21 protein-coding genes and 2 rRNA genes (1 of these 23 running past the window's edge) are annotated in these 23,212 nt (G+C 58.9%); 8 read left to right on the top strand and 15 right to left on the bottom strand.

Annotated elements, in window-relative coordinates; all coding sequences use genetic code 11:
• Both V476_RS01135 and rrf read left to right on the top strand, forming a co-directional pair.
• Positions 1-1,520: ribosomal RNA gene (locus V476_RS01135) — 23S ribosomal RNA — on the top strand (it extends 1,374 nt beyond the left edge of the window).
• A 158-nt stretch (positions 1,521-1,678) separates the two neighbouring features.
• Positions 1,679-1,794, top strand: a 5S ribosomal RNA gene (rrf, locus tag V476_RS01130).
• 182 nt (positions 1,795-1,976) lie between these two features.
• Here the strand turns inward: rrf and queD are convergent.
• Positions 1,977-2,333, bottom strand: a complete 357-nt coding sequence (gene queD / locus V476_RS01125; protein ID WP_003317991.1) for a 6-carboxytetrahydropterin synthase QueD — start codon at positions 2,331-2,333, stop codon at positions 1,977-1,979.
• 210 nt (positions 2,334-2,543) lie between these two features.
• On the opposite strand from queD, the gene V476_RS01120 reads away from it, so the two are divergent.
• The 4 genes from V476_RS01120 to V476_RS01105 are packed head-to-tail and all read left to right on the top strand — an operon-like array spanning position 2,544 to position 5,144.
• On the top strand, positions 2,544-2,852 hold the full coding sequence (locus tag V476_RS01120; protein WP_004417249.1) for a PepSY domain-containing protein: 309 nt from the start codon (positions 2,544-2,546) through the stop codon (positions 2,850-2,852).
• On the top strand, positions 2,852-3,160 hold the full coding sequence (locus tag V476_RS01115) for a PepSY domain-containing protein (protein WP_024663371.1): 309 nt from the start codon (positions 2,852-2,854) through the stop codon (positions 3,158-3,160). Before V476_RS01120 ends, V476_RS01115 begins: the two co-directional genes overlap by 1 nt.
• Complete coding sequence (locus V476_RS01110; RefSeq protein ID WP_024663372.1) at positions 3,160-3,828, top strand: response regulator transcription factor; 669 nt, start codon at positions 3,160-3,162, stop codon at positions 3,826-3,828. The genes V476_RS01115 and V476_RS01110 overlap by 1 nt, the downstream gene beginning before the upstream one ends.
• On the top strand, positions 3,825-5,144 hold the full coding sequence (locus V476_RS01105) for a sensor histidine kinase (protein WP_024961178.1): 1,320 nt from the start codon (positions 3,825-3,827) through the stop codon (positions 5,142-5,144). Before V476_RS01110 ends, V476_RS01105 begins: the two co-directional genes overlap by 4 nt.
• 43 nt (positions 5,145-5,187) lie before the next feature.
• Here the strand turns inward: V476_RS01105 and V476_RS28420 are convergent, their stop codons facing one another.
• Positions 5,188-5,340, bottom strand: a complete 153-nt coding sequence (locus V476_RS28420; protein ID WP_161780173.1) for a hypothetical protein — start codon at positions 5,338-5,340, stop codon at positions 5,188-5,190.
• A 116-nt stretch (positions 5,341-5,456) separates the two neighbouring features.
• Here V476_RS28420 and V476_RS01100 point away from each other — a divergent pair, with 116 nt between their 5' ends.
• On the top strand, positions 5,457-6,521 hold the full coding sequence (locus tag V476_RS01100; RefSeq protein ID WP_003411676.1) for an AI-2E family transporter: 1,065 nt from the start codon (positions 5,457-5,459) through the stop codon (positions 6,519-6,521).
• Between the two features lie 88 nt (positions 6,522-6,609).
• Here the strand turns inward: V476_RS01100 and V476_RS01095 are convergent, their stop codons facing one another.
• Entirely contained in the window at positions 6,610-7,533 is a 924-nt protein-coding gene (locus V476_RS01095; protein ID WP_024961179.1) for an alpha/beta fold hydrolase, read from the bottom strand.
• 120 nt (positions 7,534-7,653) lie between these two features.
• Here V476_RS01095 and V476_RS01090 point away from each other — a divergent pair, with 120 nt between their 5' ends.
• The gene (locus V476_RS01090; RefSeq protein ID WP_024961180.1) at positions 7,654-8,610 is read left to right on the top strand and encodes an AraC family transcriptional regulator; all 957 of its coding nucleotides are present in this window, start codon (positions 7,654-7,656) and stop codon (positions 8,608-8,610) included.
• Between the two features lie 68 nt (positions 8,611-8,678).
• On the opposite strand, the gene nuoN is transcribed toward V476_RS01090, so the two are convergent.
• The 12 genes from nuoN to V476_RS01030 all read right to left on the bottom strand — a co-directional run bounded on the left by nuoN (position 8,679) and on the right by V476_RS01030 (position 23,206).
• A complete protein-coding gene (gene nuoN, locus V476_RS01085) occupies positions 8,679-10,148 on the bottom strand; it encodes an NADH-quinone oxidoreductase subunit NuoN (protein ID WP_003317984.1) in 1,470 nt (489 codons plus the stop codon).
• A gap of 7 nt (positions 10,149-10,155) precedes the next feature.
• Positions 10,156-11,688, bottom strand: coding sequence for an NADH-quinone oxidoreductase subunit M (nuoM, locus tag V476_RS01080; protein WP_003395680.1), 1,533 nt, complete (start codon positions 11,686-11,688; stop codon positions 10,156-10,158).
• A gap of 39 nt (positions 11,689-11,727) precedes the next feature.
• Entirely contained in the window at positions 11,728-13,581 is a 1,854-nt protein-coding gene (gene nuoL, locus V476_RS01075; RefSeq protein WP_024649779.1) for an NADH-quinone oxidoreductase subunit L, read from the bottom strand.
• Entirely contained in the window at positions 13,578-13,886 is a 309-nt protein-coding gene (gene nuoK / locus V476_RS01070; RefSeq protein ID WP_003317980.1) for an NADH-quinone oxidoreductase subunit NuoK, read from the bottom strand. Before nuoK ends, nuoL begins: the two co-directional genes overlap by 4 nt.
• Positions 13,883-14,392: an NADH-quinone oxidoreductase subunit J gene (gene nuoJ / locus V476_RS01065; RefSeq protein WP_024961181.1), complete on the bottom strand. Its 510-nt coding sequence runs from the start codon at positions 14,390-14,392 to the stop codon at positions 13,883-13,885. The genes nuoK and nuoJ overlap by 4 nt, the downstream gene beginning before the upstream one ends.
• A 10-nt stretch (positions 14,393-14,402) precedes the next feature.
• On the bottom strand, positions 14,403-14,951 hold the full coding sequence (gene nuoI, locus V476_RS01060; RefSeq protein ID WP_002554018.1) for an NADH-quinone oxidoreductase subunit NuoI: 549 nt from the start codon (positions 14,949-14,951) through the stop codon (positions 14,403-14,405).
• A gap of 11 nt (positions 14,952-14,962) precedes the next feature.
• The gene (nuoH, locus tag V476_RS01055; protein ID WP_024961182.1) at positions 14,963-15,970 is read right to left on the bottom strand and encodes an NADH-quinone oxidoreductase subunit NuoH; all 1,008 of its coding nucleotides are present in this window, start codon (positions 15,968-15,970) and stop codon (positions 14,963-14,965) included.
• Positions 15,967-18,684, bottom strand: coding sequence for an NADH-quinone oxidoreductase subunit NuoG (nuoG, locus tag V476_RS01050; RefSeq protein ID WP_024961183.1), 2,718 nt, complete (start codon positions 18,682-18,684; stop codon positions 15,967-15,969). Before nuoG ends, nuoH begins: the two co-directional genes overlap by 4 nt.
• A 136-nt stretch (positions 18,685-18,820) precedes the next feature.
• Entirely contained in the window at positions 18,821-20,179 is a 1,359-nt protein-coding gene (gene nuoF / locus V476_RS01045) for an NADH-quinone oxidoreductase subunit NuoF (RefSeq protein WP_010427015.1), read from the bottom strand.
• Entirely contained in the window at positions 20,176-20,673 is a 498-nt protein-coding gene (gene nuoE, locus V476_RS01040; protein WP_002554014.1) for an NADH-quinone oxidoreductase subunit NuoE, read from the bottom strand. The genes nuoF and nuoE overlap by 4 nt, the downstream gene beginning before the upstream one ends.
• A gap of 2 nt (positions 20,674-20,675) precedes the next feature.
• The gene (nuoC, locus tag V476_RS01035; protein ID WP_024961184.1) at positions 20,676-22,457 is read right to left on the bottom strand and encodes an NADH-quinone oxidoreductase subunit C/D; all 1,782 of its coding nucleotides are present in this window, start codon (positions 22,455-22,457) and stop codon (positions 20,676-20,678) included.
• Positions 22,458-22,531: 74 nt separating this feature from the next.
• Positions 22,532-23,206 carry a NuoB/complex I 20 kDa subunit family protein gene (locus V476_RS01030; protein ID WP_002554012.1) on the bottom strand — a complete coding sequence of 225 codons (675 nt, stop codon included), beginning with the start codon at positions 23,204-23,206 and terminating at the stop codon, positions 22,532-22,534.
• Positions 23,207-23,212 lie beyond the last annotated feature (6 nt).

Genomic DNA, 23,212 nt, shown 5'->3' with positions numbered 1-23,212 from the left:
ACAGGTTAATATTCCTGTACTTCTGGTTATTGCGATGGAGGGACGGAGAAGGCTAGGCCAGCCTGGCGTTGGTAGTCCAGGTTTAAGGTGGTAGGCTGAGATCTTAGGTAAATCCGGGATCTTAAGGCCGAGAGCTGATGACGAGTGTTCTTTTAGAACATGAAGTGGTTGATGCCATGCTTCCAAGAAAAGCTTCTAAGCTTCAGGTAACCAGGAACCGTACCCCAAACCGACACAGGTGGTTGGGTAGAGAATACCAAGGCGCTTGAGAGAACTCGGGTGAAGGAACTAGGCAAAATGGCACCGTAACTTCGGGAGAAGGTGCGCCGGTGGAGGTGAAGCATTTACTGCGTAAGCCCCTGCCGGTCGAAGATACCAGGCCGCTGCGACTGTTTATTAAAAACACAGCACTCTGCAAACACGAAAGTGGACGTATAGGGTGTGACGCCTGCCCGGTGCCGGAAGGTTAATTGATGGGGTTAGCGCAAGCGAAGCTCTTGATCGAAGCCCCGGTAAACGGCGGCCGTAACTATAACGGTCCTAAGGTAGCGAAATTCCTTGTCGGGTAAGTTCCGACCTGCACGAATGGCGTAACGATGGCGGCGCTGTCTCCACCCGAGACTCAGTGAAATTGAAATCGCTGTGAAGATGCAGTGTATCCGCGGCTAGACGGAAAGACCCCGTGAACCTTTACTATAGCTTTGCACTGGACTTTGAATTTGCTTGTGTAGGATAGGTGGGAGGCTTTGAAGCGTGGACGCCAGTCTGCGTGGAGCCAACCTTGAAATACCACCCTGGCAACTTTGAGGTTCTAACTCAGGTCCGTTATCCGGATCGAGGACAGTGTATGGTGGGTAGTTTGACTGGGGCGGTCTCCTCCTAAAGAGTAACGGAGGAGTACGAAGGTGCGCTCAGACCGGTCGGAAATCGGTCGTAGAGTATAAAGGCAAAAGCGCGCTTGACTGCGAGACAGACACGTCGAGCAGGTACGAAAGTAGGTCTTAGTGATCCGGTGGTTCTGTATGGAAGGGCCATCGCTCAACGGATAAAAGGTACTCCGGGGATAACAGGCTGATACCGCCCAAGAGTTCATATCGACGGCGGTGTTTGGCACCTCGATGTCGGCTCATCACATCCTGGGGCTGAAGCCGGTCCCAAGGGTATGGCTGTTCGCCATTTAAAGTGGTACGCGAGCTGGGTTTAGAACGTCGTGAGACAGTTCGGTCCCTATCTGCCGTGGACGTTTGAGATTTGAGAGGGGCTGCTCCTAGTACGAGAGGACCGGAGTGGACGAACCTCTGGTGTTCCGGTTGTCACGCCAGTGGCATTGCCGGGTAGCTATGTTCGGAAAAGATAACCGCTGAAAGCATCTAAGCGGGAAACTTGCCTCAAGATGAGATCTCACTGGAACCTTGAGTTCCCTAAAGGGCCGTCGAAGACTACGACGTTGATAGGTTGGGTGTGTAAGCGCTGTGAGGCGTTGAGCTAACCAATACTAATTGCCCGTGAGGCTTGACCATATAACACCCAAGCAATTTGCGTCGAACGACCAGATTGCGGTGACTGTGAAGATGACACGAACCGAAAGTTTGCGTCACGAACGACACCTGAACCAGCTTGCTATCACATACCCGATTTGCTGAAGCGCGCCGCAGGGCACGATTCGGTACCCGAATTTCTTGACGACCATAGAGCATTGGAACCACCTGATCCCATCCCGAACTCAGTAGTGAAACGATGTATCGCCGATGGTAGTGTGGGGTTTCCCCATGTGAGAGTAGGTCATCGTCAAGATTAAATTCCAGAAACCCTCATCGCTTACGCGTTGAGGGTTTTTGTTTGTCTGGTGCCTGCAAAAAAACAGCGTGAAAACATGTTTTCGTTTCTATGCATCATGGGTCTGCGTGGCTATATCTTCCGCCGATCGACAGGCACAAAAAAACCACCGGTGAGGTGGTTTTTTATTGTCAGGGCAATCAATCGCCGCGGTATTCACATCCGCTAGTGCAGGTCTCGTGAATACGGACTGCCGACAGCTCCGGCAGCAGAGGCTTCAACTCATTCCAGATCCATTTCGCCAGGTTTTCGCTGGTTGGATTCTCCAGGCCCGGGATGTCATTCAGGTAGTTATGATCGAGGCGTTCATACAGCGGCTTGAAGATCGCCTTGATTTCCGAGAAGTCCCGGATCCAGCCGGTATGGGGATCAACCTTTCCGGCCAGATGAATGCCGACACGAAACGAATGGCCGTGCAGACGTCCACACTTGTGCCCCTCAGGAACGTGGGGGAGGCGGTGTGCTGACTCGAAGGTAAACTCTTTGAAGATTTCCACTGTGTATTGGCCCCGGAAAAATGGCGATCGCTCACGCGATAAATGCAATCGACGAGTTTAACAGCAATGGCCTGAAACTCCATGCAAGGGTTGGCCGGGATGACCCCGCTAGAACGCTTGATGGCACTCGGCCAGATCTATTCAGTTTGAGTTAAGTTGTACCGGTTAAGGTGGACGCCATAGAAGCACCGATCGCTATGGATACCCCCTATGAAAACGCTGACCACCCTGCTGGCGGCCCTTACATTTGTTTTGACGTCCTGTTTCATTCAGGCGCGTGGGGTCGACCCACAGGAAGTGCTGCGCCTCAGTGAGGCCGGTACGCTTCATTCGGCTGAAAAGCTCGATGCCAAAGCGCTGAGCAAACACCCCGATGCCAGTATCACCGGCACGCAGTTCAAGAACATCTACGGCAGGTACGTTTACAATGTCGAGCTGCGTGACAAACAGGGTGTTGAGTGGGTTCTCGAAATGGACGCCGCCACGGGCCAGGTATACAGGAATCATCAGGATAACTAATGAATGTCGACAAGCGTCTCTGTGTCATCCTTGGTTTGAGCCTGACCTGCTCTTTTGTGTATGCCAGAGATCTGAATCAGGATGAAGCGCTCAGTTTGCGGCAGCGCGGGGTCATCCTGCCTCTCGAACGGTTCATCGAACGCGCGATGGGCCTTCATCCGGGCTCTCGTTTGCTGGAGGCCGAGCTTGAGGAAAAGAATAATGTGTACGTGTATGAGTTTGAGTTGCTGACCCCTGAGGGCGTCGTTCGCGAGCTCAAGTTCGATGCGCGTGATAGCCGATTGCTGAAAGACGAGGATGATGACTGATGCGCCTGCTACTGGTTGAAGACCATGTTCCCCTTGCCGATGAGCTGCTGGCTGCGCTGGGGCGTCAAGGCTACGCGGTCGACTGGCTGGCTGACGGGCGTGATGCGGTTCATCAAGGAGCAACCGAGCCTTATGACCTGATCGTTCTGGATCTGGGTCTGCCTGGCATGCCAGGGCTTGAGGTTCTCCAGCATTGGCGCAGCAAAGGTCTGGCGACCCCCGTGTTGATTCTGACCGCGCGGGGCTCCTGGTCAGAGCGTATAGAAGGCTTGAAGGCAGGCGCCGACGATTACCTGACCAAGCCTTTTCATCCTGAAGAGCTGCAGCTGCGTATTCAGGCACTGCTGCGACGTTCGCACGGGCTGGCCAACCAGCCCACACTGGAATCGGCCGGTCTTAATCTGGATGAAGGCCGGCAATGCGTCAGCCGGGATGGCGTGGATATCCAGCTCACCTCGGCTGAGTTTCGGTTGCTGCGTTATTTCATGCTCCACCCGGGACAGATTCTCTCTAAAAGCCATCTTTCAGAGCACTTGTACGATGGCGAAAACGAGCGTGATTCCAACGTCATCGAAGTCCATGTCAATCACCTGAGGCGCAAGTTGGGCCGCGCAGTCGTCGAGACACGCCGCGGTCAGGGCTATCTTTACGGTGGAGCCGGCGGTTGAAATCCATACAGCGGCGTCTGAGTCTGGGTTTGATCGCCGTTATGGTGGTTGTCGGTCTGGTGATGGCGCAGACCAGTCTCTGGCTATTCGAAGTGGGCCTGCAGCGCTATCTGGAGTCAGGCCTGCGCAACGAAAGTGAAAACCTGCTGGTAGCACTGGTGCGAGGTCCTGCCGGGCTGCAGCTGGATGACCATCGCCTCTCGGGTGCCTACCAGCGTCCGTTGTCCGGCCATTACTTCCGCATGGATCTGCCACAGGGGCACTGGCGCTCCCGCTCCCTGTGGGATTTCGAGCTGCCCCAGCCTGGGGTGGGTTTGCATGCCAATCTTGAGCTCGGCAAGACCGGGCAATCGCTGTTGATGCTGACCAGCGAATACCGCAAGTTCGGCAAGCAGGTTTCAATCACCGTCGCACAGGATTACACGCCGGTCAGGGCGAGTTTTCGTCTCATGCAGCAGATCGGACTGGGACTTGGGCTTGCCGCGCTGATCCTGGTGCTGGTGTTACAACGCATCACCGTGCGAAGAGCGCTTCGTCCGCTTGAAACCGTTCGCGAGCAGATTTTTCAGCTCCAGCAGGGCCAGCGCTCACAACTGGATAATCAGGTTCCCCTCGAACTCGAGCCGCTGGTGGCGCAGATCAACCACTTGCTCGCGCATACCGAAGACAGCCTGAAACGCTCACGCAATGCGCTGGGTAATCTTGGACATGCCTTGAAGACACCGCTCGCGGTCTTGCTCAGCCTGGCCCTCAGCGGCCAGTTGGACGCCAACCCGGCCTTGCGCAGGACGCTGCAGGAGCAGCTGGAAAATATCCGTCTGCGTCTGGAACGCGAGCTCAATCGCGCACGCCTCTCCGGCGACGCTCTACCGGGAGCCCGCTTCGATTGTGACGCCGAACTGCCTGGGCTTTTCTCCACACTGGGCATGATTCATGATGTCCATCTCCAGTTGATCAACGATGTCGAGGCGGGCATGTACCTGCCGTGGGATCGAGAGGACATTCTCGAACTGCTCGGCAACCTGCTGGACAACGCCTGCAAATGGGCCGACAGCGAAGTGCGTCTGGACATTCTCAGTCAGCATCAGGGCTTCTGTCTGTTGGTGGATGACGACGGGCCTGGTATTCCCGAGGCGCAACGCGCAGAAGTGTTCAGTCGGGGCGCTCGTCTTGACGAGCAGATTACTGGCCACGGGCTGGGTCTGGGTATCGTGCGCGACATCGTCGAGGCGTGGGGCGGTCAATTGCAATTGCTGGAAAGTCCGGCAGGGGGATTGCGGGTACGCATAGAACTGCCAGAGCGGACTGCCCCGTAGTACGTCAGCCGGCACCTTTCAGAGAAATTAATCGCAGCGTTCATCAGATCTTGAGTGCAGCCGAGGGCGTCGCCGATGAAACCCGGCACAGCGCCAAGACCTCACGCAGCCTGGCTGAACGGGCGCGCGCCTGGACAGCCTGCTCGGTCAGTTCCGGCGCTGATGTCTGTCGGGCAGTGGCTTGAATCCCTGCCATCACCCGTGACTTTCGTCGCCGTCATATTGCCTTCATAGAAGATGGCACTCGTGCGCTTGTGTGCTGACTAAGCTCTAGACCGGGCGCGATGCGCGGTCTAATGACATGGACAGGACATGAACGAAACCACGCTGCAATACAAAACCCTCATTCTACTACTGGTACTGGTGACCATTGCCTTCATATGGATTCTGCTGCCGTTCTATGGCGCAGTGTTCTGGGCGGTCATCCTCGGAATCATCTTCGCGCCTGTGCAGCGCAAGTTGCAGATCAAGTTCAACTGGTCACGCAATCTCACCTCCCTGTGCACCCTGATGATCTGTCTGGTTATCGCGATTCTGCCGGTGATCGTGATCAGCGCCTTGCTGGTTCAGGAGGGCACCACGCTGTACAAGAACGTCGAGACCGGGCAACTGGATATCGCCGGCTATCTGGCCGAGTTCAAGGACCTGTTGCCGCACTCCATGCAGGCGCTGCTCGATCGTCTGGGCATGGGCGACCTGGAAGGGTTGCGCGACAAGATCGCCAAGGGCGCGATGCAGGGCAGTCAGTACCTGGCTACCCAGGCATTCAGCTTCGGGCAGGGCACCTTCGACTTTGTCGTCAGCGTCTTCATCATGCTTTACCTGCTGTACTTTTTCCTGCGCGACGGACAGGAGCTGGTACGCAAGATCCGCACGGCTTTCCCGTTGGGCGAACAGCAGAAGCGTCGCCTGCAGCTCAAGTTCACCCGAGTGGTACGTGCCACGGTCAAAGGCAACGTGGTGGTCGCGGTCACGCAAGGTGCGCTGGGCGGTTTCATCTTCTGGGTGCTGGACATCCCGAGTGCACTGCTCTGGGCGGTGATAATGGCATTCCTGTCGCTGTTGCCTGCGGTGGGAGCCGGGATTGTCTGGGCGCCAGTGGCCATCTACTTCCTGCTTAGCGGGATGATTTGGCAGGGTGTGGTACTGGGCTTGTTTGGCGTCTTCGTGATCGGTCTGGTGGATAACGTACTGCGCCCGATCCTGGTGGGCAAGGACACCAAGATGCCGGACTACCTGATCCTTATTTCCACGTTGGGCGGCATGTCGGTCTTTGGTCTGAACGGCTTTGTGATCGGACCTCTGGTGGCGGCGCTGTTCATGTCCAGCTGGGGGTTGTTCAGCGGCGCCAAGAAGCCCGTAAAACTGCCAGGCTGATGACACAGACCCGCGCATGCCTCCTGCCATTTATCAGGCAGGAGCATGCGCGGTTTTTTTGATTAGGACATAACGCTCGGAGCAGGTCTCATTCTGAGCCTTTTGCCGCGATGGCAGCCGAGTCCATGAAGGCTGTCAGATCAGTATTGAAGCGCGATGCTTCTTCCAGAAATGGCGCGTGGCCTGAATTTTCGTACACCTTGGATTGAATCCGCGCATTGAGTTGCCGGGCACGTGCGATGCTGGGCTGAACATTGACCAGCTCATCCTTGCCGCCATACAGCATCAATACCGGCACCTTTGCCCTGGGCAAGCCTTCTGCCGCATCGACAGTCATTGCAGGCGTAGCACGGGTCATCGCCCACGATGCCATCGCGGCACTCGACAGCAGCCGCTCGAAGATCAGTGCATCCGGCTTTGTCTGGAAGCACAGTCCGAGAAAAGTACGTACTGCATCAAGGTGGGTTTTCAGGTCCTCTGAGCTCAGGCCTGCATACACTTGAGGATGGGCTGTAATCAAAGCAGCGTTGAGCTCGATGACACCATCGACATACACAACCCCGCCGATCTTCGCATCGCCATAGGCGGCGAGGTAGTTGGACATGACCACGCCCCCCATTGACCAGCCAACCAGCACCGGACGCTTGCTTGCAGTGGCTTCAACTACCGCTGCCAGATCGTCCGCATAATGACGTCCATTGCGGTACGCCTCGATATTCTCGGGCTTGTCGGAAAGCCCGTGACCGCGCAGGTCATAAGTAATCATCCGGTAGCGCTGCAGCTGAGGACTACCGATCTGCTTCTCCCAATTGAGGTGACTGCCCAGCAGGCCGTGGATGAAAATCAGAGCTGGGCCGCTCGGATCTCCTGATTCCTGCACAGCGAGCTTGACGCCGTCAGGGGCTGTGACGGTGTAGCTTTTGTCTATTGCCAGGGCAATCGACGATAGTCCGCTTAACAGCGCGACAAGCCAAGTATTACGCAGTAGGCGAGCGAAGCGAATGTGATTCATGAGGCGATTTCCCTGCGGCAGAAGTGATGGGCGCACTGTAGGTCGATGACGCAGGACGGTCTATGACGTAAGATCCTGAAAAATTGATTAATCGTCCTGAATTCGTGGTCACCGTTCTCCATGCCAACCTGCTCAAATGACCCCATCAGCGAGCTGCTGCTCGGTATGCGTCTTTTCGGTGTTCAATTCCGCAGGCTGGAAGTCGTACCGCCTCTTGGTGTTGGCTTCAGTAACGCAATCGGGCGAGCACAGTTTCATTTCGTCGGTCGTGGGCCGGTGTGGTTGCGCAGCGCTGAGAACGTTCTATGCAGGCTCGACAGCGGGGACGCGGTTCTGATTCCGCGCGGTGGGCACCATGCCATTTTGTCGGCTGAAGACACGGCTGCGAGCGATATACAGCTGTTTGACCCGTCTACCGGCATTGTCGATGGCGTTCACAATGGGGCATACGACGAGGAGGGCGGAGTCTCTGATCACGCGATCATTTTCAGCTGTTGCATGGAGTTGGAGCTGGGCGGCATGCAACCGCTTGTTGCCGCCATGCCGGATGTCATGCAGGTCAGCACGCTGTTGGAGACATGTCCCGAGCTGCGGCCCATGCTCGCGGCAATGGAGCGTGAGACCTTGATGCTGCAGGCCGGGCATGCGGGGATTCTGGCACGTCTTGCTGAAGTCGTGGCCGCGCTTTTGGTGCGTGGTTGGGTTGCAGGCGGCTGTGGGAATGCCACAGGCTGGCTCGGTGCCTTGCAAGACCCTCGGCTGAGTCGCGCCATCGTCATGATGCACCAGCGTCCAGGCAGACGCTGGACGGTGGCCACGCTTGCCCGTGAGGCCAGGCATTCCCGCTCTGTGTTCGCACAGCGCTTTCTCGAGGCAACGGGTATGCCGCCATTGCAGTACCTGACGGAGCTGAGAATGCGCTTGGCATTGCATAGCCTGAGCCGTGAACACTGTTCTCTGGAGGCTGTTGCCAGTCAACTGGGTTACGGCTCATTGGCCGCGTTCAGCCGTGCATTCAAAAGAACGGTTGGCCTATCCCCTGGCGCTGTGCGGGCCGCGAAAAGTGTTGCCGGGTAGCCGTTCCAGCCATTTTCGAAGACAAAAAAAAGCCCTGCTCAAGAGCAGGGCTTTTTGTTTGCGCAGAATCAGCCTGCTACGTGCAGACCAGCGTTGAGCACCAGATCGAGCAGCGGTTGCGGGTAGACACCCAGCACGAAGGTCAGGATCGCAACGGCCAGCAGCATCACGCCGCCCGTGCGCTGTGCCCAGTTGATGGCTGCGTCGTGGCGAGGAAGCTTGTTGTCGACCAGATACATGGTGACCATGACGCGTAGGTAATAGAACACGCCGATGGCGCTACCGATTACCAGAGCCCCGACCAGCCACCACAGCTGCGATTCGACACCGGTGGCGATGATATAGAACTTGCCGATGAAACCTGCGGTGAGCGGGATACCTGCCAGCGACAGCATCATCAGGGTCATGACTGCCGTCAGGTAAGGGCGACGCCAGAACAGACCACGGTATTCGAACATTGCGTCAGCATCACGTCCGCTGTAAGGCGAAGACATCATGGTGATCACACCGAAGCTGCCCAGCGAGGTCAGGACGTAAGTCGCCAGATAGACGCCGATCGCCTCGACCGCCATGCCTTTGCTGGCCACCAGCGCAATCATCAGGTAACCGAAGTGCGCGATGGAGGAGTAGCCCAACAGACGCTTGAGGTTGGTCTGAGTCAGCGCCAGCAGGTTGCCGACCAGGATCGACGCGACGGCGATGACTGCCAGTACGTCATGCAGGACACCGCTGCTGGCTGCTGGTGAAACCTGGAACAGACGCACCAGTACCGCAAATACCGCCACCTTGCTGGCAGTTGCCAGGAAGGCTGCGACCGGCGCAGGAGCGCCTTCGTAAACGTCCGGGGTCCACAGGTGGAAAGGCACCAGTGACAGCTTGAAGGCCAGGCCGACGACCATCATGCCCAGACCCAGGCTGGCAATCGGACTCGGCATGCCGGTCGCTGCGATGGCCTTGCCGATACCGTCGAAACTCAGCGAGCCTGCCTCTGCGTACAGCAGCGCCATACCGAACAGCAGGAACGCCGAGCCTGCGGCCGACAGGACCATGTACTTGATGCCGCCTTCCAGCGAACGCTTGTTGAAGAAGGCATAAGCCACCAGCCCATAGACCGGCACCGACAGCAGTTCCAGGCCGATGAACAGGCCCGCCAGATGCTGAGCGCTGACCAGCACCAGTCCACCGGCAGCTGCCAGCAGGATCAGCAGGTAAAGCTCTTCGCGATTGCCGGGATACCCGACCTTGCCGTCACCCAGATAGGCGTGCGCCATGGTCACGCAAGCGAGGGTAGAGGCGAGGATGATCGCCATGTACAGGCAGGCAAAGTTGTCGATATGCAGCAGTGGCGTCACGACCAGAGGGGCAACTTTCAGTGCTGGATAGATCGACAGAAGAGCCAGGTTGAGGCCTGCTACCGAAAGCAGGAACGTTTGCGAGTGATTGCGGCGCCATGCGATCGCCAGCATCACCACGACAATGGTGAGGCTGGTGATCAGCAGTGGCGCAAGCGCAATAAAGTGTTGAATCGTCAGGTCCATAGCGCTCTTACCGGGCCGAAGCGAGTTGAGTGAAGGCAGTGCCTAGCCATTGCTGCACGCCGTGCATGGTCGCCGCCGATGTGTCGAGGAACGGCTGCGGGAATACCCCGAGCACGACCAGCAACACGGCAAGGCCCAGCACCATGATCATTTCCCGTCCGTCCATGCCCTTCAGAACCTCGTCGGACTTCGACGGGCCGAAATAGGCGCGGTGGATCATGATCAGCGAGTAGACAGAACCAAACACCAGACCGGAGGTGGCGATCGCCGTGATCCATGGTGAGCTGGCGAAGCTGCCCAGCAGAATCAGGAATTCGCCGACGAAGTTGCCGGTGCCCGGCAGACCCAAAGAGGCGGCGGCAAAGAACAGGCTGATGGCCGGGATGTAGGCGATGCGTGACCACAGACCGCCCATCTCACGCATGTCGCGAGTGTGCAGACGCTCGTACAACTGACCACTGAGAATGAACAGTGCCGCGGCCGACAGACCGTGGGCGATCATCTGAATCAGTACGCCTTGCAGCGCTTGCTGGCTGCCCGAGTAGATACCGATCAGCACGAAGCCCATGTGCGAAACGCTGGAGAACGCGATCAGGCGCTTGATGTCAGTCTGGGCAAACGCCAGGAATGCGCCGTAGAAGATACCGACCAGGCCCAGCGTCATTGCAATCGGTGCGAACTCGGCCGATGCGTTGGGGAACAGCGGCAGGGCAAAGCGCAGCAGGCCGTAAGCCGCCGTCTTCAGCAGGATACCCGCCAGGTCGACGGAGCCTGCAGTCGGTGCCTGGGCATGCGCATCCGGCAGCCAGGAGTGCAATGGCACCACCGGCAGCTTGACGGCGAAGGCAATGAAGAAGCCCAGCATCAGGATGTACTCGGTACCCGGTGTCAGTTTGGTCTTCAGCAGGTCGGCGTAGGCAAAAGTGATCACGCCGGTCTGATTGAAGTGCACCAGCACCAGGCCCAGGATCGCCACCAGCATGATCAGGCCGCTGGCCTGAGTGAAGATGAAGAACTTGGTGGCTGCATAGATACGGGTTTTCTTGCCGTCCGAAGAACTGTGACCCCAGAGCGCGATGAGGAAATACATCGGCACCAGCATCATTTCCCAGAAGAAGAAGAACATGAACAGGTCGATGGCCAGGAACACGCCGACGACACCGCCCAGGATCCACATCAGGTTAAGGTGGAAGAAACCGACCTTGCGCTGGATTTCCTTCCACGAGCACAGCACCGACAGCACGCCCAGCAGGCCTGTCAGCAGGATCATCAGCAGCGACAGGCCATCGAGTGCCAGATGCACGTCGATGCCGAAGCGGGTGATCCACGGGTGGTGGAATTCCAGGGTCCAGGTTGGATCGGCACCCGGCACCGGCGCGTAGCCGAAGTTGCCGGTAGCCCACAGCCAGAGGCCGAGAACCAGTTCCAGGGTCATTGTCAGCAACGCAATCCAGCGCGGCAGGGTAGAGCCGAAGCGCTCACCCAGCCAGCACAGCAGGCCGCCGATGAAGGGGATCAGGATTAGCCAGGGCAGAATCATGACGGGCTCAATTCCTTTCGCAAATTCGCAAGGTTCATATCAGATCGCAACCAGAACGACGGCACCGAGTACCAGAACGGCACCCACAGCGATCGAGGCAGCATACCAACGCAACTGGCCGGTCTCGGTGCGGCTCATGGTGTCATGACCGCCTTTGACCAGACGTGGGATCAAGCCGATGGTGCGGTCGAACGGATCGCTACGCAGTACATGGCTGATTGCCAGATACGGCTTGACGAACAGCTTGTCGTAGATCCAGTCGAAGCCCCAGGCCGCGAACCACCAGGCCGAGAGGAAACGGCCCGGACCACTGTTGGCGATAGCCGTTGCCAGGCGACGCTTGCCGAGGAACAGCAACGCTGCCAGCAGGATACCGGCCAGCGCGATGGCGCCGGAGGCGATCTCCAGACTGTGCTTGGCTTCGCCACCGGCATGGCCGACGCTCTGCGGCAGCACACCGGCCAGGGGCGGAGTGATCAACGCGCCGATGAACGTAGACAGCACGATCAGCACCGACAGTGGCAGCCAGTGAGCGATACCGTGACCTGCGTGTGCTTCGGTCTTGGCTTCACCGTGGAACGCGATGAAGATCAGACGGAAGGTGTACAGCGACGTCATGAACGCGCCCACCAGACCGGCATACAGCAAACCGTTGTTACCGCTGGCAAATGCTTCCCAGAGAATTTCGTCCTTGGAGTAGAAGCCCGCCGTCAGCAGCGGCAGGGCGGAAAGAGCAGCGCCACCGACGATGAAGCTGGCGTAGGCCAATGGCAGTTTTTTCCACAGGCCGCCCATCTTGAAGATGTTCTGCTCGTGGTGGCAGGCAACGATCACCGCACCGGAAGCAAGGAACAGCAGCGCCTTGAAGAAGGCGTGGGTCATCAGGTGGAAGATCGCGCCTTCCCAGGCGCCAACGCCCAGTGCCAGGAACATGTAGCCGATCTGGCTCATGGTCGAGTAGGCGAGGATACGCTTGATGTCGGTCTGTACCAGTGCGGCGAAACCCGCCAGAACCAGCGTGACGCCGCCGACAATGCCAACCAGATGCAGAATGTCAGGTGCCAGTGCGAACAGGCCGTGAGTACGCGCGATCAGGTAAACGCCCGCCGTGACCATGGTCGCTGCGTGGATCAGCGCCGAAACTGGCGTAGGACCGGCCATCGCGTCCGCCAGCCAGGTTTGCAGTGGCAGCTGTGCAGATTTACCGACCGCACCGCCCAGCAGCATCAACGTCGCCAGCACGATCCAGAAATCGCCGACCTTGAAGTGTTCCGGCGCCCTGACCAGCAGTTCCTGCACATTGAGCGTGCCCAGTTGCTGGAACAGGATGAACAAGCCGATAGCCATGAACACGTCACCGATACGGGTGACGATGAACGCTTTGAGCGCTGCGTTGCCGTTGTTGCGGTTGCTGTAATAGAAACCGATCAACAGGTAGCTGCACAGGCCTACGCCTTCCCAACCGAAGTAGATGAACAGCAGGTTGTCGCCCAGGATCAGGAACAGCATGCTGGCAATGAACAGGTTGGTGTAGGAGAAGAAGCGCGAGTAGCCCGCTTCACCGCGCATGTACCAGGACGCGAACAGGTGGATCAGGAAGCCGACACCAACCACGACGCCCAGCATCGTGACGGACAGCCCGTCCAGATACAGCGCGAAGTTGGGCTGGAAGCCATCGACGTCCATCCAGCGCCACAGCACCTGGGTGTAGTGACCGCCTTCGGGTGGTGCCACGTTGAACTGCCAGATGACCCACGCCGTGACGAGGGCTGACAGGCCGATGGAGCCGACGCCGATCAGCGCAGCGAGGTTTTCCGAGAGGCGTCCACGGGAGAACGACAGCAGCAGAAAGCCGATGAGGGGGAATACGAAAGTCAGAAAGAGAAGATTCATCCGCGCATCTCGCTGGCAGCATCGATATCGAGAGTGTGGAAGCGGCGATACAGTTGCATCAGGATCGCCAGGCCGATACTGGCCTCGGCTGCCGCAAGGCTGATCACCAGGATGAACATCACCTGCCCGTCCGGTTGCCCCCAACGGCTGCCGGCCACGACGAACGCCAGTGCAGCGGCGTTCATCATGATTTCCAGGCTCATCAACACGAAGAGAATGTTACGGCGCACCATCAGGCCGACCAGACCCAGGCAGAACAGGACCCCGGCGACCGCCAGACCGTGCTCAAGAGGGATAGCATTCATTGGCTTGGCTCCTTGGCCTCGTTGCGGCCCAGATGGAAGGCCGTGATGGCTGCTGCAAGCAACAGCATCGAGGCGAGTTCCACCACCAGCAGATAGGGCCCGAACAGGCTGATGCCGACTGCCTTGGCGTCGACCGTAGTGTGACCGACACCAGCGCCGGTCGGGTTGGCGAACAGCACGTACAGCAACTCGGCCAGCAACAGCGCGCCGAGAATGACCGGACCGATCCAGATGCCGGGTTTGAGCCAGGCACGTTCCTGCTGAACCGAGGCCGGGCCGAGGTTGAGCATCATCACCACAAACACGAACAGGACCATGATCGCGCCTGCGTAGGCAATGACTTCCAGCACACCGGCGAACGGCGCGCCGAGGCTGAAGAACGTCATCGCTACGGAGATCAGCGAGATGATCAGGTAGAGCAGGGCGTGCACCGGGTTCGTGTTGGTGATCACCCGCAGGGTGGACACAACAGCGATACCGGATGCGAAGTAGAAAGCGAATTCCATCTTTACTTCCTTAAGGCAGCAAGCTCTTGACGTTGATCGGCTCGGCTTCGTTCTGTGCGGAGCCCTTGGGCTTGCCGCCGATGGCCATACCGGCAACGCGATAGAAGTTGTAGTCAGGGTTCTTGCCAGGTCCGGAGATCAGCAGGTCTTCCTTCTCGTACACCAGATCCTGACGCTTGAAGTCGGCCATCTCGAAGTCCGGCGTTAGCTGGATCGCGGTCGTCGGGCAGGCTTCTTCGCACAGGCCGCAGAAGATGCAGCGCGAAAAGTTGATGCGGAAGAAATCCGGGTACCAGCGTCCGTCCTCTGTCTCGGCCTTCTGCAGCGAAATGCAGCCGACCGGGCAGGCTACCGCACACAGGTTGCACGCCACGCAGCGCTCTTCACCATCGGGGTCGCGGGTCAGAACGATGCGGCCACGGTAGCGGGGCGGAAGATAAACCTGCTCTTCGGGGTATTGCAGGGTGTCGCGCTTGCGAAAGCCGTGGCCAAAGACCATGACCAGGCTGCGCAACTGGGTACCCGTACCCTTAACGATGTCACCAATATATTTGAACATGGGTCAAATCCTCACTGAACCGAGCCTGCCGGTGTGTTCAACAACACAATCGCAGCAGTCACCAGCAAATTGATCAGGGTCAGCGGCAGACAGAACTTCCAGCTGAAATCCATGACCTGGTCATAACGCGGGCGCGGGATGGAGGCGCGCAGCAGAATGAACAGCATGATGAAAAACGCGGTTTTCAAGGCGAACCAGAAGAATGCCAGCGATGGCAGAATGTCGAACGGGCCGTGCCAGCCGCCGAAGAACAGCGTCACCAGCAGCGCCGAGATCAAAATGATCCCGATGTATTCGCCCACGAAGAACATGCCCCATTTCATGCCGGCATATTCAATGTGGTAGCCGTCAGCCAGTTCCTGCTCGGCTTCCGGTTGGTCGAACGGGTGGCGGTGAGTCACCGCCACGCCTGCGATGAAGAACGTACAGAAGCCAAAGAACTGCGGAATGATGAACCACAGGTTCTGCGCCTGATATTCAACGATGTCGCGCATGTTGAATGAGCCGACCTGAACCACGATGCCCATCAGCGCAAGGCCCATGAACACTTCGTAGGAGACGGTTTGTGCCGAAGCACGCAGGCTGCCCAGCAGGGCGAACTTGTTGTTGCTCGACCAGCCGGCGAACAGCACCGCATACACGGACAGACCGGCCATGGCAAAGAAGAACAACAGACCGATGTTCAGGTCCGCGACGCCCCAGGTCGGGGTAATCGGGATGACTGCGAAGGCGATCAGCAAGGCGCTCATGGCAACCACCGGCGCCAGGGTGAAGATCACCTTGTCAGCGAACGGTGGGGTCCAGTCTTCCTTGAAGAACATCTTCAGCATGTCAGCTGCGATCTGGAACATGCCGAACGAACCCACGCGGTTCGGACCATAACGGTCCTGCCACCAGCCCAGCAAACGACGTTCGACGAAGCTCAACAAGGCACCGCCAACCACGACGCCCAGCAACACCACGATGGCCTTGACCACTGCAATGATTGCGTCGATCACATCAGGGGTAAACCAGGTCATTGCGCTGCCTCCTGCAGACCGTCAACGTATTTGCCAAAGAGTGCTGGCGGAATGCCAGGCAGTCCTGCCGGCAATGCCACAAGGCCGGCGCCCAGTTCTTCGCTGATGCGCAACGGCAAGGTCAGCGTTTCGCCGCCGATGCTCAAGGAGAGCAGGGCACCGTCGTTGACGCCGAGACGATCGGCTTCGGACTTGGCCACTGCGACATAGGCCTGCGGGATGCGTTCCTGAACCGGCGCGGCCAGAGACGAGGTTTCGTCGCTGCCGAACAGGTGGAAGAACGGTACGACCTGCCAAGTGCCGCGCTCTGGAGAGAACGCGCGTGGCACGCTGGAGAACCACGACAGACCATCGCCCTGGCTTTCGATCAGGCGAGTGCCCGGGTCGCCGGCACGCAAGTGACCGCCGACTTCATCCTGAAACTTGTTCCAGGCCTGTGGCGAGTTCCAGCCCGGCGACCAGGCGAATGGCACCTGCTGACGAGGCTCGGCCGAGCCCGAGTAGCCTTCCATGGAGAACGAGAACGCGGTGTCGATGTCTTGCGAGGTGCGCGGCTCATGCACGCTGATGTTGGCTCGCATCGCAGTACGACCGCTATAACGCAGCGGTTCGCGAGCCAGTTTCAGGCCCTTGATGCGGAACGACGCAGACGGCGCGGCGTTGACGATACCCGCCAGTTGCGGCGTGCTGCCGGCGCAGGCTTCGGTGACGTGGTCGAGTTGCGTCCAGTCAACCGGCTTGTTCAGCAAGGTGGCACGCAGGGCATGCAACCAGCGCCAGCCTTCGTGGATCAGAATGCTGGCATCCAGATAGGTCGGATCGAAGACCTGGAAGAAGCGCTGGGCGCGGCCTTCCTGGCTGACCAGTGTGCCGTCGCCTTCAGCGAAGCTGGCAGCTGGCAGGATCAGGTGGGCGCGGTCGCTGGTCGGGGTTTTCTGATGGTCAGCGACGATCACGACCTTCGCTGCGCTCAGCGCGGCGTCGACGATCCTGGCGTCCACACGACGATACAAATCGTTTTCCAGCACCACGATAGCGTCGGCCTTGCCGGAGATCACGGCTTGCAGCGCGGCATCTACGGACTCGCCGCCGAACATCGCCAGGCCCATGCTGTTGGCTTCAGGCACGATCAGGCTGATCGAACCCTGCTTGTCGCGCAGTTTCAAGGCCTTGGCGATGTTGGCAGCAGCTTCGATCAGCGCTGTCGAACCCAGTGAACTACCGGAAATGATCAGCGGTCGTTTGGCAGCCAGCAGTGCATCGGCAATGCGTTGCGCCAGTTCCAGCGCCTCGCTGTCCAGACCTTCGACGGCAGGTGCGCTGGCGTCCAGGGCATGGGCTACGGCAAAACCGATACGCGCCAGATCATCGGGCGCTGCATGTACGCATTCTTCTGCGACGTCATCGAGACGGGTCTCGGCGAGGCTGGCGATGAACAGCGGATTGAGCTCGTGCTGACCGATGTTCTTCACGGCCGCGTCGAGCCACGGCTGGACTTTCATCGCCGCTGCCATGTCTTCAGCCTTGCCTTTGACGGCCTGGCGCAAGCCCAGGGCCATGCGCGCCGCTGTCTGGGTCAGGTCTTCGCCGAGGACGAAGATGGCATCGTGATCTTCGATGTCGCGCAGGGTCGGGATCGGCAGCGGGCTGTCGTTCAGGACCTTGAGGATCAGCCTGATACGCTCCAGTTCACCGGCTTCGATACCGCTGTAGAAATGCTCGGCACCCACCAGCTCACGCAGCGCGTAGTTGCTTTCGAGGCTGGCGCGAGGAGAGCCGATACCGACGATGTTACGGCCGCGCAGCAGGTCCGCCGCCTTATCCAGCGCCTCGTCCAGGCTCAGTTTGACCTGACCGTCGACGAGCAATGGCTGACGCGGGCGATCCTTGCGGTTGACGTAGCCGTAGCCAAAACGTCCGCGGTCGCAGAGGAAGTACTGGTTGACCGAGCCGTTGTAACGGTTTTCGATGCGGCGCAATTCACCGTAGCGTTCACCAGGGCTGATGTTGCAGCCGCTGGAACAGCCGTGGCAGATGCTTGGAGAGAACTGCATGTCCCACTTGCGGTTGTAGCGCTCGGAGTGGGTCTTGTCCGTGAACACACCGGTCGGGCAGACCTCGGTGAGGTTGCCGGAGAACTCGCTTTCCAGCGTGCCGTCTTCAACGCGACCGAAGTACACGTTGTCATGGGCGCCGTAGACGCCCAGGTCGGTGCCGCCTGCGTAGTCTTTATAAAAGCGCACACAGCGATAACAGGCGATGCAGCGGTTCATCTCGTGCGCGATGAACGGCCCCAGCTCCTGATTCTGGTGGGTACGCTTGGTGAAGCGATAACGGCGCTCGTTGTGGCCGGTCATCACCGTCATGTCCTGCAGGTGGCAGTGACCGCCTTCCTCGCAGACCGGGCAGTCATGCGGGTGGTTGGTCATCAGCCATTCGACGACACTGGCCCGGAAGGCCTTGGACTCATCGTCTTCGATGGAAATCCAGGTGTTGTCGGTGGCTGGCGTCATGCAGGACATGACGATACGACCGCGGGTGTCGTTCTCGTCCGTGTACTGCTTGACTGCGCACTGGCGACAGGCGCCAACGCTGCCAAGGGCGGGGTGCCAGCAGAAATAAGGAATATCGAGGCCAAGCGACAGACATGCCTGTAACAGGTTGTCTGCACCATCGACTTCGAGCGCTTTGCCGTCTACGTGAATAGTAGCCATGGTTCAAAGGTCTTCGTTGGCCCGTTGTCAGCGGGCGTGGCTAATGGAATCTCGGTAGTACCCGTATCGTTCAGCCCGGAGGGCGTCAGCAGGTACGAGGACGGCAGCCCGAACAGCCGCCGACCGTTGTGTCTTGTTATGCGCCGACCACTGTCGGACTTTTGCCCGGAACGAGCGTGGTTGCGCTGGCTGGCGCGATACCGGCTTCGAACTCGGAACGGAAATACTTGATCGCACTGCCCAAGGGTTCAACGGCGCCCGGTGCATGGGCACAGAAGGTCTTGCCAGGGCCGAGGAAATTGACCAGACCCAGCAGGGTTTCGATATCCCCCGGCTGACCCTGACCGTTCTCGATGGCGCGAAGCATTTTCACGCTCCATGGCAAACCGTCGCGGCATGGCGTGCAGAAGCCGCAGGACTCCTGAGCGAAAAACTCTTCCATGTTGCGCAGCAGCGAGACCATGTTGACCGAATCGTCGACCGCCATCGCCAGTCCAGTCCCCATACGGGTGCCGACCTTGGCGATACCGCCTGCATACATCTGGGCGTCCAGATGCTCAGGCAGCAGGAAACCCGTACCGGCGCCTCCGGGTTGCCAGCACTTGAGCTTGAAGCCATCGCGCATGCCGCCGGCGTAGTCTTCGAACAGTTCGCGAGCCTGTACGCCGAAAGGCAGCTCCCACAAACCGGGATTTTTGACCTTGCCGGAGAAACCCATCAGCTTGGTGCCGTGGTCTTCACTGCCTTCGCGAGCCAGCGACTTGTACCAGTCGTTGCCGTTATTGACGATGGCAGGCACGTTGCACAGGGTTTCGACGTTGTTCACACAGGTCGGCTTGCCCCAAACGCCCACTGCAGCGGGGAAGGGCGGCTTGGAGCGCGGGTTGGCGCGGCGGCCTTCCAGCGAGTTGATCAGTGCGGTTTCTTCGCCGCAGATGTAGCGACCTGCACCGGTGTGCACGAACAGTTCGAAGTCGAAGCCGGTGCCGAGAATGTTCTTGCCCAGCAAACCGGCAGCCTTGGCTTCCGCCACTGCGCGATTGAGGTGCTTGGCCGCGGTGACGTATTCGCCGCGCAGGAAGATATAGCCACGATAGGCTTTCAGCGCGCGGGCACTGATCAGCATGCCCTCGACCAGCAGATGGGGCAGTTGCTCCATCAGCATGCGGTCTTTCCAGGTATTGGGCTCCATCTCGTCCGCGTTGCACAGCAGGTAGCGGATGTTCATGGACTCGTCTTTGGGCATCAGGCCCCACTTCACACCGGTGGGGAAGCCTGCGCCACCGCGGCCCTTGAGGCCGGAATCCTTGACCGACTGGACGATATCGTCAGGCGCCTGTTGCGTCAGCGCCTTGCGCGCTGCGGCATAGCCGTCCTTGGTCTGGTACTCGTCGAGCCAGACCGGCTCGCCGTCGTCGCGCAGACGCCAGGTCAGCGGATGGGTTTCTGCCGTGCGCGCAATGCGGTTGGCAGGGCCGAAGGAAGTGATGGTCATAGGTAACCCTCCAGCATCTTGGCAACGCCAGCAGGCTGTACATCGCCGAAAGTGTCGTCGTCGACCATCACGGCCGGCGCCTTGTCACAGTTGCCGAGGCAGCAGACCGGCAGCAGTGTGAAACGACCGTCGGCGGTGGTCTGACCCAGGCCGATGCCCAGTGAGCTCTTGATCTCGTCGACCACGTTTTCGTGGCCGCCGATGAAGCACACCATGCTGTTGCAGACGCGAATGATGTGACGCCCGACCGGCTGGCGGAAGATCTGACTGTAGAAGGTGGCAACGCCTTCGACGTCGCTGGCGGGGATGCCCAGCAGGTCGCCGATCGCGTAAATGGCGCCGTCGGGCACCCAGCCGCGTTCCTTCTGAACAATTTTCAGGGCTTCGATGGACGCCGCGCGCGGGTCCTCGTAGTGATGCATCTCATGCTCGATGGCCGAGCGCTCGGTTTCGCTCAGGGCGAAACGGTCTGTCTGGATTAGCGGGCTATTCATGCTTAGCGGTCCACGTCGGCCATAACGAAATCGATACTACCCAGGTACGCGATCAAGTCCGCGACCATGCTGCCTTTGATCACCGAAGGGATCTGCTGCAGGTGCGGGTAACTCGGGGTGCGGATCCGGGTACGGTAGCTCATGGTGCCGCCGTCGCTCGTCAGGTAATAGCTGTTGATACCCTTGGTCGCTTCGATCATCTGGAAGGATTCGTTGGCCGGCATGACCGGGCCCCACGAAACCTGCAGGAAGTGCGTGATCAGGGTTTCGATGTGCTGCAGGGTGCGCTCTTTCGGCGGCGGCGTGGTCAGCGGGTGATCCGCCTTGTACGGGCCTTCCGGCATGTTGCGCATGCACTGGTCGATGATCTTGATGCTCTGGCGCATCTCTTCGACGCGGACCATACAGCGGTCATAGGCATCGCCATTGGCGGCCAGCGGCACTTCGAATTCGAAGTTCTCGTAACCCGAGTAAGGGCGAGCCTTGCGCAGGTCGAAGTCGCAACCGGTGGAGCGCAGGCCTGCACCGGTGACGCCCCATTCGAGGGCTTCCTTGGTGTTGTAGGCGGCAACGCCGACGGTACGACCCTTGAGGATGCTGTTCTGCAGCGCAGCCTTGGTGTATTCATCGAGACGCTTGGGCAGCCAGTCGACGAAGTCCTTGACCAGTTTTTCCCAGCCACGCGGCAGGTCGTGAGCGACCCCGCCGATGCGGTACCAGGCAGGGTGCAGACGGAAGCCGGTAATCGCTTCGATCACGGTGTAGGCTTTCTGGCGGTCGGTGAACGTGAAGAACACCGGTGTCATGGCGCCCACGTCCTGAATGTAGGTACCCAGGAACAGCAGATGACTGGTGATTCGGAAGAACTCGGCCATCATGATGCGGATGACGTCGACCTTTTCCGGCACCTTGATGCCTGCCAGCTTCTCGACCGAGAGCACATAAGGCAGGTTGTTCATCACCCCGCCCAGGTAATCGATACGGTCGGTGTAGGGAATGAAGCTGTGCCAGGACTGGCGCTCGGCCATTTTCTCGGCACCACGGTGGTGGTAGCCGATGTCCGGAACGCAATCGACGATTTCTTCGCCGTCCAGTTGCAGAATGATACGGAACGCACCGTGAGCAGAAGGGTGGTTCGGCCCCAGGTTGAGGAACATGTAGTCCTCGTTGGCACCAGAGCGTTTCATGCCCCAGTCTTCCGGACGGAAGCGTGCGGCTTCTTCTTCCAGTTGCTGTTTGGCGAGGGTCAGGCTGTACGGATCGAATTCCGTTGCACGGGCAGGGAAGTCCTTGCGCAGCGGGTGGCCTTCCCAGGTCGGCGGCATCATGATGCGGCTCAGGTGCGGGTGGCCTGGGAAGTCGATGCCGAACATGTCCCAGACTTCACGCTCGTACCAGTTGGCGTTGGGCCAGATGCTGGTAATCGTCGGTACGCTCAAGTCGCTTTCGGAAAGCGCTACCTTGATCATCACGTCGCTGTTTCGCTTGATCGACAGCAGGTGATAGAACACTGTGAAGTCTGCGCCGGGCAGACCACGACGGTTTGTGCGCAGTCGCTCGTCCACGCCATGCAGGTCATACAGCATGGAGTAGGGCTTGGGCACGTTGCGCAGGAACGTTAGAATTTCAAACAGTCTGGCGCGCTCGACCCATAGCACGGGCATGCCGGTGCGAGTCGGCTGGGCGGTGAAAGCCTCGGCACCAAAACGGTTATTCAGTTCAACGACGACATCTTGGTCGTCAGCCTTGTAAGGCGGGATGTACAGAGCGTTGTCTGCAGTCATAGGTCTCAATCACTTCGGTCAACGTACAGAATCAACCCCGGTTCTTGTCTTTTTTATAAGAAGAACGGGCTGGATCAGACTTCGTCGGGGCTGCGCAGGTTGGTCACCTGAATACGCTGTTCGCGGCGCTGTTCCTTTTGCGACGGCATCTCGGCGCGATACACGCCTTGATCGCCAACGACCCAGGAAAGAGGGCGACGCTCCTTGCCGATGGATTCCTGCAACAGCATCAAGCCTTGCAGAAACGCCTCGGGGCGGGGCGGGCAGCCGGGCACGTAGACATCCACGGGAAGGAATTTGTCCACCCCCTGGACCACTGAGTAGATGTCGTACATGCCACCGGAGTTGGCACACGAACCCATGGAAATGACCCACTTGGGTTCGAGCATTTGCTCGTAGAGACGCTGGATGATCGGCGCCATCTTGATGAAGCAGGTACCGGCAATAACCATGAAATCCGCCTGCCGTGGCGACGCCCGGATGACTTCGGCACCAAAGCGGGCGATGTCGTGGGGTGCCGTGAAGGCGGTGGTCATTTCCACATAGCAGCACGACAGGCCGAAGTTGTAGGGCCACAGGGAGTTTTTACGTCCCCAGTTGACCGCACCGTTCAGCACGTCTTCCAGCTTGCCCATGTAGATGTTTTTGTGGACTTGATCTTCTAACGGATCGGAAACGGTTTCCCGTTTGCCGATGGGGTACTGCTCGTTAGGAGCGTCCGGGTCGATCCTGGTGAGATTATATTGCATCGCCAA

It is taken from the genome of Pseudomonas syringae KCTC 12500 (assembly GCF_000507185.2).
Taxonomy (GTDB): Bacteria; Pseudomonadota; Gammaproteobacteria; order Pseudomonadales; family Pseudomonadaceae; genus Aquipseudomonas; species Aquipseudomonas syringae.
The sequence above is the reverse complement of the archived record's forward strand: the minus strand, read 5'-3'. Positions and strand labels throughout refer to the sequence as shown.